Source organism: Streptomyces sp. TSRI0281 (genome assembly GCF_001905125.1).
GTDB lineage: Bacteria > Actinomycetota > Actinomycetes > Streptomycetales > Streptomycetaceae > Streptomyces.
Genome location: NZ_LWLE01000012.1, coordinates 142817 through 156089 on the forward strand (window position 1 = coordinate 142817; position 13273 = coordinate 156089).

The following is a 13273-nucleotide window of genomic DNA, read 5'->3' on the forward strand; positions in this document are numbered from 1 at the left end:
ACGATTCTCCCCAGAGCCGGGGGCGACGCCGGTTCGGCGGAGTCCTGTCCGTCCACGCCTCCCCTCACACCCGGGGCCGCTCCCGGCGCTCCGGCCGGAGCAGCGCGGCGTAGCGGCCCGAGTGTGCCAGAAGATCGGCGTGAGAACCGTGCTCCACGATCCGCCCGCGCTCCAGCACGATGATCCGGTCGGCGTTCACCACAGTGGAGAGGCGGTGGGTGATGGTGATTGTGGTGCGTCCACCGGACATCTTCGCCAACGCGCGTTGGACGCGCCGCTCGGTGTGGACATCGAGCGCGCTGGTGGCTTCGTCCAGGACGAGGACCGGTGGATCGCGCAGCACTGTCCTGGCGATGGCCAGGCGCTGCTTCTCCCCTCCGGAGAATCGGTACCCCCGTTCCCCGACGATCGTCCGGTACCCCTCGGGAAGACTGCGGATGAGGTCGTGGATATGGGCCGCTTTGGCCGCGGCGACCAGTTCGCCGTCCGTCGCGCCCGCCTTCGCGAAACGGAGGTTGTCGGCGATGGTGGTGTGGAACAGGTACGTGTCCTGCGACACCAGGCCGACCGTGGCCGCGAGGGTCTCGAAACTGAGGTCCCGTACATCGACCCCGTCGATGGTGACCGTGCCGCTGGTCGGGTCGCACAGCCGCGTGATCAGATATCCCAGGGTCGTCTTCCCAGCTCCAGTCGTTCCCACGACCGCGAGGTGTTCACCGGGGGCGATGTCCACGTCGATCCCTGACAGCCCTGTCGCCGATCCGGGGTAGTGGAAGTGCACTCCTCGCAGTTCGACCCTGCCCTTCGGGTGAGGGAGCGGCGTCGGGGCGGCCGGTTCGGGGACGCCCACGGGAAGGTCGAGATACTCGAAGACCCGGTCGAACAGGGCCATGGAACTCTGTAGGGAGATGCCCACCCGCAGGAGGGAGACCGCAGGGCCGAACAGACCCTGCTGGAGTGACGTGAAGGCGATGAGTGTGCCGATGGAGACCGGGTCCTGGCTCTGGTGACCGATGACTCCCGCCGCCCAGTAGATGATGACGGGCATCGTCCCCATGATGATCGCGATCGTCGACTGCCTCCATCGGCCCACCATCGTCGAACGGACGGCGAGATCCGTCAGAGCCCGGGAGTTCGCGGCGAATTCGGCGTTCAACGTACTGGTCCGGCCCATCGTCCGGCCGAGGAGGAAGCCGCTGACCGACAGCGACTCCTCCACCAGGGCCGACATCACAGCCAGTTTGCGCTGGTACTCCATGACTATCCCGCGGCGCTCGGCCCCGACCTTGCGGCTGATCCATACGAACAGCGGAAGTATGGCGAGAGAAAGAACAGTGAGTTCCGGGTCCAGGGCGAGCATCGCGACCAGGCTGGCCATAACCGTGGTGACGCTGCCGACGACCACCGTGGCGGTGCTCGTGACCGTCGCCTGCATACTTCCGATGTCGTTGGAGATCCGGGACTGGATCTCGCCGGTGCGGGCGGTCGTGAAAAACGCCAGCGACATTCGCTGGAGGTGGTTGTAGACGCTGATACGAAGGTCCTGCATCACCCGCTGTCCCAGGACCACGGTCAGATACGACTGGAGTACGCCGAGCCCGGTACTCACGACCACGGCTCCGGCCATCCCCGCTGACAGAGCGGTGAGCAGGCCGGTGCGTGCCTGTGGCAGGGCCACGTCCACTATCTCGCGCAGCAGGAAGGGGAGAGCCATCGACACCAGGGACGCTCCCACGATCAGGAGCATCAGCGCGGCGAGGCGTCCGCGGTATGGCAGGAAGAGCCTCAGCACCCTGCGTAGCCCCACCCCCTGCGGGTCTTTCTGCTCGGCGGTCAAGCGCGTCTCCCCTCCGGACTCCCGGACGTCCGGTGGCCCCGTCAGCGCTGCATCCGACGAGGCCACCGGTCCGGCATGATCACTTGCTGACGGGCGCCGCAGGTCAGCTCAGCGTCAGAAAACCTTCCCGTACGAGTGCCTGGACGAGCACCAGCCTGCCGGGCTCGTCCAACAGGCCCGGAACCGACCGCGGTGTGAACGATGGCTCGCCTCCCGTGGCCACGTACCGGACTTCGTCCGACACATGGACGGGGAACGCGACCGTCTTGTTATGGAACCGGAGTTCGATCCTCTCGGGTTTTGCCTCGATACCCCAACGAATACCGGGCTGACGTCGCACAGGCGTGTCGAGGCCGATGGACGCGACGCCTTCCAGGTCGGTCAAGTGGTGCCGCAGCCGTGGCGTTGCCAAGGACACCGCACGCTTCACCGCTCCGGCGGTCATCGATGCCGGAGACAGCCTGGAGGTCAGCGATGCGAGAAGGTCCGTCAGGGTCTCCTCGGTCTCCTTCTGTGCTTGCGCGTCATTGGCGAATCCCATGGGCAGCCCGGTGCGGAATCGCACGTCGTCGCCGAGAACCGCGTTGACGGCCTCCTGGATCACCGCGTTCCACAGGAGCGGACGAAATCCCACGGTGATGTGGACCGATGCCGAGTCCGTCGAGGTCGCCGCGTGGACGGTTCCCCTCGGGAGATAGAGCACATCGCCCGGCTTCAGGTCTATTTCTTGCTCCACCTCACGCTCGAAGACCTTCGAGTGGTCGAAGGGCTGGTCTCGGAGAGGCAGCTCGTGCGCCGTTCCGTAGAGGTTCCAGCGTTTCACCCCGTGTACCTGTAGAATGCAGACATCATGGGTGTCGTAGTGCGGGCTGAGTCCCTGGGCGCCACCACCCGGGGTGAGATACACATTCGTCTGCACGCGCGTGCTGGTTTCCGCGCTGAGTTCGGCAGACAGTCGTGACAGCGGCTCCCATCGCTGCTCCAGGGCGTTCAGCGCAATTGTGGATCCCGTCCGGTAGAGCTGGTAGAGCGTTTCGAGGACCGTGACCCGGCCGTTCTGTCCGCTCAGGTGCTCCAGCTCGGAGACCGGCATCTCCTTACCCTCGGTCAGGACCCTTATGCCATCGAGATTCACGCCCGCGGAGAACAGCAACAGGTCCACGTCGTCCAGTGTCAAGAGGTCCGAGAAACAGCCGGGGTCCTCGCGCTGGACCAGAAGAACCTGTTTCTCCCAGTACTTGTCCCGAAAGGATTCTTTTTCCAGCGGGTCAATGATCCGAGAGAGACCGAAGAGGCCTCGCTCCTCGGTTCCCGGAACGGCCCGAGGCCCGGACTCGACCTCATGCCGGCTGGCAGGAATTGTCATCTGCTTCTGACTCTCCTTGCTGAATTGGCGCACAGCTCGAAGGGGATGGACTAGTCCTCGTCGTCGACGTAGATGTTGTCGATGTACTGGTTGAACACGTCCTTCTTGCCGGAATCGTTGGTGTCGTTGTCGTCGTGGTTCCCCTTGCTGGGGTCGTGCCGCGCGAGTTCGAGGCCCTCGGGCCTGACGACCGTAATGTCCTCGGGGTTGAGTGAGTTCGTCATCACGTTCCCGTTCTGTAGTGACGTGGTCCGCGGATTCGGTACGAGAACCACCGTGCGGCCGACGCCGATTGTCCGTAAAGCGGTCGGTGCAAAAGCGCAGCCGACGTGCGGACAACCCCTGTTTGTCCGCGGACAACATGAAGGGGAACCCGGTACCGGGAGGCACCCGGCGTGCCCGGCGCATGCCGGCGAAAGGAAGCCGATCGCTCCGTGCGTCCGCGAGACGGCTCGGGGGCGAGCCGCGGCGGCAGGACCAGCTCCGCGATCAGCGAGCTCCGTCGTGAACGGTGACGGTCCCGGTCATGCAGACCGGCATCCCGTTCTGGGGCTCTCCCGTGTGCGACGGGATCGACTATGTGCACGTCAAGGTGGTAGCCCCGCCTCTGTCCAGGCGCCACCCGGCCCGGTCGCGCCTCTGTCCAGGCGCCACCGGCCCGGTCGGGTGATCTGTCGTGCGGCAAACGGTTCGGAGCGAGTGTCCCGCACGGGCCATCCCCCGCGCGCGTGCGACAACGCCACGTATGAAACTCCTCACCCAGCTATCCGGCCGGGGGCCCACCGGACGCACCCGCACCCGAGCCTGGGCCACCGGGCTCGCGTACGTGGTCGCCGCCGCATCGGCCCCCGTCATCGCCCTCGGTGCCGCGGCGGCACCGGCCGTGGCGGCTCCCCTCCCCGGCGGCCTCGGTCCCTGCGTCCCGGGTGACTGCCCGGATCCGTACCCGCCCGTCAGCAACGGCCCGATCATGGGCCGCGACAACGGCATCAACATCTTCGCGGGCGGTGACTACCGGGTCCGCGGACGTGCCGCCGAGGCCGAGGGCCGCCTCGTCGTCCTGGGGGACTTCGACCAGAACAAGAGCACCGCGGGCAGCGCGATCTACAACGTCGGCATCGTGGGCGTCGGCTCACGGGTCCCCCCGCCGGACGGAGCGGACTTCCTCACCACGGGCGGTAACGTCTCCGTGGCCGCCGGCCAGCGTCTGCTCGCCGAGGGCGGGGTCGTCCGGCACGCGGGCACCGCCACGGGCACCATCGAGGGCACGGTCACCGCCGACCCGGACGCCGCCGCACCGTACACCGAGCTCCCCGGCCTGCTCACCACCGCGAGCCAGTGCTACGCGCGCACGGACGCCGGGCCGCGGCCCGCCACCGGCACCGCCGTCAACCAGGGCGGCCAGACCCTCTTCACCGGCGACAACACCTCGGCCCTCCAGGTCTTCAACGTCGACTTCGACCTGACCACGAGCACCGGTGCCCAGCAGGGCCTCGTCTTCCGGAACATTCCCGCGGGCGCCACCGTCCTGGTGAACATCCTCGGGACCTCCCGCACGCTCAGCACCTACAGCGGTGGCATCGCGGACACCGACCCGCTGAACCAGCTCCGCCCGCGTCTGCTGTGGAACTTCCCGGACGCCACGACGGTGAACCTGGCCGGAACCGGTCAGTTCCAGGGCAGTGTCCTGATCGGCAACCCCGCCTCGGAGGCCACCATCACCCTGCCGGGTGTCAATGGCCGTTTCTTCACCACCGGTTCCCTCACCCACACCAGCTCCGCCAGCGGGGGCGGCGGCCAGGAGTTCCACGCCTACCCGTTCGACGGCGACCTGCCGGACTGCTCGGTGCCGGTGCCCCAAGCCCCGGTGACAGTCGTCAAGAAGGACTCGGCGACGGGCGACGTGCTGCCTGGCGCGGTGTTCGAGCTGTGGGAGGAGACCAACGGGGTGGCCGGTCTCCAGACCACCGGTGGGACTCCCGACACCCAGGTCGGCACCTCCTGCACCACCGGCGCCGACGGCAAGTGCTCCAAGACGGTGGACCTCGGTACGTACTACTGGCGCGAGACAGCGGCTCCGCCCGGCTACGAGCTGCCCCCGCAGACGGTCTTCGGGCCCGTGACGCTGACCCAGGCACAGATTCCGGACGGCGTCAGCATCACCGTCGAGGACGACAAGACGCCCGTCCTGGGCTCCGTGACGGTCGTCAAGAAGGACTCGGCGACGGGCGACGTGCTGCCTGGCGCGGTGTTCGAGCTGTGGGAGGAGACCAACGGGGTGGCCGGTCTCCAGACCACCGGTGGGACTCCCGACACCCAGGTCGGCACCTCCTGCACCACCGGCGCCGACGGTCAGTGCACGAGGTCGGCCGGGACCGGCACGTACTACTGGCGCGAGACAGCCGCACCCGCCGGGTACGACCTGCCCGACCCCGCGGTATTCGGCCCGCTGGTACTCACCGACGGGAACGCACCCGACGGTGTCACCGTCACCGCGGAGAACACCAAGACATCGGTGCCGACCGAGGAGTCGACCATCGAGGTCGCCAAGACCGACGCGAAGAACGGCAAGCCGCTCGCCGGGGCCGTCTTCGAACTGTGGCGAGAGTCCAACGGGGTCGCGGGTCTGCAGACCCGCCCGGACGGCACCGTGCCGCCGGACACCCGCACCGGTCCGGGCTGCTCCACGGACCCCGTCGGATCCTGCGTCTTCGACGAACTGCCGCTCGGGACGTACTACCTGCTGGAAACAGCCGTACCCGAGGGTTACGTCCTGCCGGAGAACCCGGTGAACGGCCCGTTCGTGATCACCGAGCAGAACGCCGGTGAGACCGTGACGGTCAAGATCGCGAACAAGCGGGGAGAGCCCGGCAAGTACAAGTGACCCATTTCCCTCCCCGAAACGGGTGAGGCCCCCGGACGGCCGCGTTCCCCGTGCGCCGTCCCCGGGGGCCTCACCGGTTCGGCATACTCCGCGGGGCGCGGACAGGCCGCTCCTGATAGCTGTGGGGTGGCAGGGGCGACGGTCGCCCGGTGGGCGCCGGTGGTCACATGTCGCCGGGGGCTGTGCCGCACGAGGCGCGGAGGCCGGCATGAGGTTCGCGGATGTCAGCGGATGTACGGGAGGGCCGTCCGCGGGAGGCGACCGGGCGACAGCGGTACGGGGGAGGGGCGTACGGGCGGGGCTTCGGGGCGGCACGGTGCGGCGGCGGATCGCGGTGCTGGCCGTGGTGGGCGCGGGACTGACGGCAGCGCTGCCCGGGACGGCGGCGGCCGCGGCCGCGGCGGAGACATGCACCGCCGCCACCGGCCCCTACCAGCGGCCCATGGAGGAGTACCTGAAGCGGACCGTCGACGGTGCGCAGTCCCCCGAGGACTGCGCGGCGATCCGTACCTTCCAGCAGTCCCGGTCCATCACCCCCGCCGACGGCTACGCCAACCTCGTCACGTACCGGACGATGACCGCCGTCAAGGCCGGCGCCAATCCCAACGCCGCCGGTGACTGCCCCCAGCGCTCCGACCGCGTCACCTGCGTCGACCTCGACCGTCAGCTCCTGTGGGTCCAGACCGGCAAGAACGTCGTCCTCGACCCCGTACCGATCCGCACCGGGCGCGACGGCGAGGAGACCCGGACCGGCTGGCACGCCGTCTACTGGCGGGACCGCGACCACGTCTCCACGATCTACAACAACGCGCCCATGCCGTACTCGCAGTTCTTCGACGGCGGCCAGGCCCTGCACGGGCGCCCCGACGGCCTGTTCGACGGGGGTGGTTCGGCGGGCTGCGTGAACCTGCGGCTCGCGGACGCGGCGGCCCTGTGGGACCTGCTGGACATCGATGACGCGCTGTACATCTGGGGCACCAAGCCGGGCACGGCCGACTGACCCGGCCGGGTCCGGGGGGCGCGGGGCCGTGGCGTGAGGTCTGTCGATGTCCAGGAAACGGGCGTGATCCCTCTGTGCGCGGGCACGGCTGGAGTGCCGTTCGCCCGAGACCCGCGGCACGCCCGAGCAGCCGCACATGCCGGGCATCCGGGCCCGTACGCCCCTCCCGGGTAAAGCCTGTTCATTCACTGCGGCTGTTACACAACGATCATTGAGTGCGTCCGAGCGACCCCGGCATACTTCAGAAATCCGGGGTCGTACACGTATCCGAATGCGCCCCGTGCGGGCTGGGCCTTCGCCCGCCCGATTCACTCCTGAGCAGGGGCAATCTTGCGTAGACAATCAAAGAAGGCGTGTGCCGTCGTTGCTGCGGCCGTCGCCCTCACGGCGGGCATGACCGGCCCGGCGTCAGCGAAGATCAGTGGCCTGGATACGGAATCCCCGGTTGCCGCCGCGGAGTTGGGGGCAGCCGGCCGGACTCAGCACACCGTCACCCTGATCACCGGGGACCGGGTCCTCGTGGACTCCCGTGGCCGGGCAGGCGGCATCCAGCGGGCCAAGGGCCGGGAGGACATACCCTTCTTCACCCAGACCTACGAGGGCCGTACCTATGTGGTGCCGCGTGACGCCCGTCGGCTGATCGCCGACGGCACGCTGGACCAGCGGCTGTTCGACATCACCGCACTCGCCAAGCCGGAGAGCCGCAAGGCCAACCGGGCCGGACTCAAGGTGATCGTCGGCTACCGGGGAGCGGCGGCCAAGTCCGCCCGGGCCGAGGTGCGTTCCTCCGACGGCACCACCGTCCGCCGGACCCTGTCGGCCCTCGACGCCGATGCCGTCACCACTGCCACCACCGACAGCACGGGCGCGCTGTGGGACGCCCTGACCCGTCAGCGGAGCGACGGTTCGGCGGCCACGGCCTCCGGCATCTCGCGGATCTGGCTGGACGGCGTGCGGAAGGCGTCGCTCGACCGCAGCACCGGTCAGATCGGCGCCCCGGCCGCCTGGGCCCGCTCGTACGACGGCACGGGTGTGAAGATCGCTGTCGTGGACACCGGAATCGACGCCACCCACCCGGATCTGGCGGGCAAGGTGGTGGCAGAGCGGAACTTCAGCGGCTCCGCGGACGCCCGGGACCATGCCGGTCACGGCACGCATGTGGCCTCCACCGCGGCAGGTACGGGGGCGAAGGACTCGCGGTTCAAGGGCGTGGCGCCCGGGGCCCAGTTGATCAACGCCAAGGTGCTGGACGACCGGGGCATCGGTGACGACTCCGGCATCATCGCGGGGGTCGACTGGGCCGTCGCCCAAGGCGCCGACATCATCAGCATGAGCCTGGGCAGCCCCGACACCGTCGGGATCGACCCGATGGAAGCCCAGGTCAACAAGATCTCCGCGGAGAAGGGCATCCTGTTCGCGGTGGCCGCGGGCAACAGCGGGCCGGGACGGGGCACGGTCGCATCGCCGGGCAGCGCCGACGCGGCCCTGACGGTCGGCGCCGTCGACGACAACGACCTGATCGCCGACTTCTCCAGCGTCGGGCCCCGCACCGGGGACGGCGCCGTCAAGCCCGACATCACCGCGCCGGGCGTGGGGATCACGGCGGCCGCGGCGGCGGGCACCGCGGGACAGAACCCTCCCGGGTACGTCAGCATGGACGGCACGTCGATGGCGACCCCGCACGTCGCGGGCGCCGCGGCGATCCTCAAGCAGAAGAACCCCACCTGGACGGGCGCGCAGATCAAGGCCGTTCTGACGGGATCGGCCAAGGGCAGCTCCCAGTCGGTCTTCCAGCAGGGCTCGGGCCGGCTCGCCGTCGACAAGGCGATCGACCAGACGCTCGTCTCCGAACCGGGCTCCGTCAGCCTGGGCACCCAGCCGTGGCCCCACACCGACGACACCCCCGTCACCAAGCAGGTGACGTACCGGAACAACGGCACCGCCGACGTGACCCTTGACCTGTCGCTGGCGGAACCCACCGGCGGGGACGGAAAGCCCGCGGCGGCAGGGTTCTTCACCCTCCAAGCGCAGCGGATCACGGTCCCGGCGGGCGGCACCGCCTCCGTGGATCTGACGGCCGACACCCGCCTCGGCGGTACGGTCGACGGCTCGTACTCGGCCACGATCGTCGCGTCCGGGGGCGGCCAGACCGTGCGCACCGCGGCAGCCGCGGAGCGTGAGAGCGAGTCGTACGACGTCACCTTCAAGACCATCGGACGGGACGGCGAGCCCAGCACCGGCTGGCAGGCCGACCTGAAGGGCTACCGCGATTCCGCCGCCGGCCAGCGGTTCTTCCCGGACCTGTCGTCGGGCTCCACCACGGTCCGGCTGCCGCGCGGTACCTACAGCCTCGCCGCCAACATGCTGGTCGACCCCGCCGCCCCGCGCAAGGGCACCGATCTGATCAACAATCCGCAGCTCTCGGTGACCGGTCCCACCACGGTCACCCTCGACGCCCGGACCACCCGGCCGGTGACCTTCAAGGTGCCGGACGCGGCCGCACGCCCCACGCGCGCCGGAATGATGAACACCCTGAGCACACCCGAGACCTACATCATCGAGGGGGCCGAGCTCAGCAGCTTCGACAACCTCCGCACCGCGTACCAGGGTCCCAAGATGGACGACGGTGTCCTCGCCCAGCAGTGGTCCGCCAACTGGGAGCGGGGCACCACCGAATACAACGTCCTCACCGGCGGCCCGGTCCAGGAGCTGGCCACCGGCTACAGCAAGACCTACACCGCCAAGGACATGGCCCTGGTGAAGGCGAAGATCGGGTCGTCCGTACCCGGTCTTGAGGGCGCCCTCGCGGCGCACGGCCTGCTGGACTGGGGAGGCGGCGTCGACGCCCCCTTCTCCGTGCAGTCGGCACCGGGAACGCGGAATGTGTATCTGTCCACGGCAGGCGGCGCCGCCTGGAACATCGTCGCGGCCGTACTCGGCGAGAAGGACGCGACGGGTTACCGCGGCTTCGACTCGGCGTACGAGCTCGGCGGGCCGCAGCGGTTCACTGCGGGGAAGACCTACACCGAGGACTTCAACATCGGTGTCATGGGGCCGCGGATGAACGCGGACGAGGGGATCGTCCGCGACGGCGACGACATCCAGGGCGCGTTCCCGCTGGTCAGTGATGGGGCAGGCCATTCCGGGTTCGCCGAGTACTCCGGTGCGAGCACCACCATCCACCGCAATGGCGAGCTGTACGTGCAGAAGGACGCCGCCATCGACCAGGGGCCCTTCACCCTGCCGTCGGATTCCGCCGCGTACACGGTGTCGACCACGATCCACCGGAACCCGAAGTTCAACCGCACCGGGACCCGGATCGACGCCTCGTGGACCTTCCACTCGGCCCGTACCGAGAGCCCGACCGCGCTCCCGGTCTCCACGGTCCGTTTCCTGCCGCAGCTCGCGTTGGACTCCACCGCTCCGGCGGGCGTCAAGCAGACCGTCCCCGTCAAGGTGCAGGGCGCGGCGGCCGGCGCCAACCTGAAGACCCTGCGGGTCCTGGTGTCGTACGACGGCACGACGTGGCTGCCCACCCCGGTCCAGTCGGACAAGATCACGGTCCGCGCCCCGGCGAAGGGCAAGGCGATTTCGCTGAAGGCCGTCGTCACCGACAAGGACGGCAACCAGTCGACCGTCACGATCCACAACGCCTTCTTCGGCAAGTGAGGCATCACGGGCCAGAACCCACGGGCGTCGCGCGATCGGGTGAGACCCCGACGGGCGGGGCACGGCCCGGGTGAGTTGAGGGGAGCGGCCCGCCGGAACGGAAGTTCCGGCGGGCCGCTCCCTTTCCGTGCGGGGCCGTCGGGAAGCCTCGATTCCGCCGTGGTCCGCCCGGACCGCCGGCCATCCACGGCGGGGTCGCCCCGGCTCCTTCGGACGGACGGGTGACCCGGGTCGGCACGGCCGACGTCAACTCGGCCGTGCGACTCGGGGATTGGCCTCTACGGCCGGTGCCCGGCCGTCCGCACGCCCTCGGTCAGGGCTCAGCGTGCCGGCACCTCGACCGGGCGAACGGGGCAGTCGGCCGGGGCGAGCCGCCCGTCCTGCCCGACCAGGCTTACGGACACGGCCCCCTGCGCATGCGCCGCGTACGCGGCCGTGCAGACGATCTGGTCGCGGGCGGGGGCGGTCAGCCGTTTCACCCGCAGGCGCAGCTCGACCTCGACGGCGGGGCCACCCGTCACGATCCGTTTTGCGGCGGATGCCGCGCCGGGCAGCGAGGGAGCATTGCGCAGCCCGGCCCGCCGTTCGGCCTTGTCCGGTCCGGCGAGCAGGGCGGTGACGGCCGCGAGCGGTGAGAGGGACCCGCCCGTCCCCCCACCGGCCGGGAACGAACCGCCGGAGCCGTCCTGTCCGTGCGGCTCGTCCGGGCCGGCCGACGAGTCATCCGACCCGGTGGAGCCCGCGTCGCCGCTTCGCCACGGCGCTTCGACGGTCCGCGGCACGGGCAGCAGTTCGTTGTCGGGGGAGAAGAAGAACAACAGCACGCGTCCCTCGCGCGGGGGAAGCAGATCGGCGACAGCCGGTCTTCCGGCCTCGATCACGGCCGTCTCCCGGACACCGCAGCCCGCGAGCGGGCCCCCGGCGAGCACCAGCAGCGCGGCGAGCCGGACCGCTCGACGCCCACGCGGCGCCGGCTTCCTCACGCGGTGGCCCCCGTCCGGTCCTGGCTGTCCCTCGGCCCCGCATCGTGCGCGGGCGACGGATCGTGCGCGGGCGACGGGCCGTCCGGCGCGCCGCTTCCGGACGCGGGCCCGTCGAAGGGCAGTTCCACCGTGAACAGCGCGCCGCCGCCGGGCGCGTTCTCCGCGCGGATCGTGCCGCCGTGCAGCCGTACGTTCTCCTCCGTGATCGCCAGCCCGAGGCCGCTGCCCGATGAGCGGGAACGTGCGGCGTCCGCCTTGTAGAAACGGTCGAAGATGTGCGGCAGCGCGCCCGGCGCGATCCCGGGGCCGCTGTCGTACACCTCGGTGATCAGGGCACCCTTGTGTGCCGACAGCCGCACAGTGACCGGTTCGGCACCGTGGCGCAGGGCGTTGCCGACCAGGTTGGCCACGATGACGTCGAAGCGACGCGGGTCCAGGCGGATCCGGAAGCCGTCGGGCAGCTCCCCGCGGACCCGGCCGAGCCACTGCCTGCCGGACAGGGTGCTGCGCACGGCCTCCGCCGCGTCCACCTCGTCGGCGTTGAGCTCCGCCGCGCGGGCGTCGAAGCGGGAGATCTCCATCAGATCCTCCACCAGTACGGCCAGATTGCCGGTCTCGGCGCTGATCAGGCGCACCGCCCGCGCGGTGTCCGGGGCGAGTTCCGCGGCGTCCTCGTCCAACACGTCCGTGACGGCGAGCATACCGGCGAGTGGGGTGCGCAACTCGTGCGAGACGTCCGAGGCGAAGCGCCGGGCCCGTGCCCCGGCGTCCCGCAACTCCTGCACGGAGCGTTCGAGCCGGGCCGCCGACTCGTTGAACGTCCTGGCCAGGTCGGCCAGTTCGTCCCGGCCATGTACGGGGATACGTGTGTCGAGCTGCCCGCCACCCATGGAGTGCGCGGCACGCCGCAGTTCACGGACGGGGCGCAGCACGCTGCGCGCCGAGAGCAGCGCGGGCACCAGGGCCACGGCCAGCCCCGGCAGCGCGCCGTCGCGGGCAGCGGTCACCAGGGCGTCGATGTCCACCTCCTCGTTCGTCATGGGCATCACGGCGAAGAGGACCAGGCCGCTCGGCACCGCGCCGCCGCCGGCGATGACCCGGGTCATCACCGGCATCCCGATCGTCAGATACGCGTTCCCGTCCTTGACGACCCGCTCGAAGCTGCCGTGCGGCGAAGTGAGCGCGGTGCGGCGAAGCTCAGCGGTCAGCACACCGGAGACGGACTTGTCACCTGAGGAGACGCGCAACGAGCCGTACTCGGCGAAGACGATCCACGGATGCGGTTTGGCGCGCGCCGCGATGTCGAAGAGGTCCCACCGCAGCGACTCCACGTCCAGGGGCAGGCCGGGGGCGAACCGCTCGGCCTCCTCGCGGAAGGAGACGACGGCGGTGTCCTGCGCACGCACGAGGACCGCGCTGCGCGCCTCCCGATAGGTCAACGCGGCGGTCGTGACAGCGCTGACGGCGGCCACCAGCAGGAACGCGATCACCAGCCGGGTGCGCAGCCCGAACGCGGCGGTCGCCCCGGGCATCC

Annotated in this window: 8 protein-coding genes; 3 read left to right on the forward strand and 5 right to left on the reverse strand. The window is 70.0% G+C overall.

What is annotated here, in order from left to right; translation table 11 throughout:
* Window positions 1-64: 64 nt before the first annotated feature.
* The 3 genes from A6A29_RS18490 to A6A29_RS45285 form a co-directional block, all read right to left on the reverse strand.
* A complete protein-coding gene (locus A6A29_RS18490; protein WP_079182902.1) occupies window positions 65-1747 on the reverse strand; it encodes an ABC transporter ATP-binding protein in 1683 nt (560 codons plus the stop codon).
* Between the two features lie 193 nt (window positions 1748-1940).
* Window positions 1941-3236 (reverse strand): cupin domain-containing protein, encoded by a 1296-nt coding sequence (locus A6A29_RS18495; protein WP_158074411.1) that lies wholly within the window; start codon window positions 3234-3236, stop codon window positions 1941-1943.
* A gap of 17 nt (window positions 3237-3253) precedes the next feature.
* Complete coding sequence (locus A6A29_RS45285; RefSeq protein WP_158074412.1) at window positions 3254-3427, reverse strand: hypothetical protein; 174 nt, start codon at window positions 3425-3427, stop codon at window positions 3254-3256.
* 521 nt (window positions 3428-3948) lie between these two features.
* Between A6A29_RS45285 and A6A29_RS43125 the strand changes: the two genes are divergently transcribed.
* The 3 genes from A6A29_RS43125 (at window position 3949) to A6A29_RS18510 (ending at window position 10756) form a co-directional block, all read left to right on the forward strand.
* Entirely contained in the window at window positions 3949-6087 is a 2139-nt protein-coding gene (locus A6A29_RS43125; protein WP_079182844.1) for a choice-of-anchor A family protein, read from the forward strand.
* A 208-nt stretch (window positions 6088-6295) separates the two neighbouring features.
* Window positions 6296-7087, forward strand: a complete 792-nt coding sequence (locus A6A29_RS18505) for a L,D-transpeptidase (RefSeq protein ID WP_079182845.1) — start codon at window positions 6296-6298, stop codon at window positions 7085-7087.
* A gap of 393 nt (window positions 7088-7480) precedes the next feature.
* Window positions 7481-10756 carry a S8 family peptidase gene (locus A6A29_RS18510; protein ID WP_385728437.1) on the forward strand — a complete coding sequence of 1092 codons (3276 nt, stop codon included), beginning with the start codon at window positions 7481-7483 and terminating at the stop codon, window positions 10754-10756.
* A gap of 320 nt (window positions 10757-11076) precedes the next feature.
* Here the strand turns inward: A6A29_RS18510 and A6A29_RS18515 are convergent, their stop codons facing one another.
* Complete coding sequence (locus tag A6A29_RS18515) at window positions 11077-11739, reverse strand: hypothetical protein (RefSeq protein WP_073721205.1); 663 nt, start codon at window positions 11737-11739, stop codon at window positions 11077-11079.
* Entirely contained in the window at window positions 11736-13271 is a 1536-nt protein-coding gene (locus tag A6A29_RS18520) for a sensor histidine kinase (protein ID WP_073721206.1), read from the reverse strand. The genes A6A29_RS18515 and A6A29_RS18520 overlap by 4 nt, the downstream gene beginning before the upstream one ends.
* Between the last annotated feature and the right edge of the window lie 2 nt (window positions 13272-13273).

Excerpts from the sequence above, each read along its gene's own strand:
- A6A29_RS18490 (WP_079182902.1), bottom strand. The coding sequence starts at position 1,747 with ATGCTCCTGATCGTGGGAGCGTCCCTGGTGTCGATGGCTCTCCCCTTC.
- A6A29_RS45285 (WP_158074412.1), bottom strand. The coding sequence starts at position 3,427 with ATGACGAACTCACTCAACCCCGAGGACATTACGGTCGTCAGGCCCGAG.
- A6A29_RS43125 (WP_079182844.1), top strand. The coding sequence starts at position 3,949 with ATGAAACTCCTCACCCAGCTATCCGGCCGGGGGCCCACCGGACGCACC.
- A6A29_RS18505 (WP_079182845.1), top strand. The coding sequence starts at position 6,296 with ATGAGGTTCGCGGATGTCAGCGGATGTACGGGAGGGCCGTCCGCGGGA.
- A6A29_RS18510 (WP_385728437.1), top strand. The coding sequence starts at position 7,481 with ATGACCGGCCCGGCGTCAGCGAAGATCAGTGGCCTGGATACGGAATCC.
- A6A29_RS18520 (WP_073721206.1), bottom strand. The coding sequence starts at position 13,271 with ATGCCCGGGGCGACCGCCGCGTTCGGGCTGCGCACCCGGCTGGTGATC.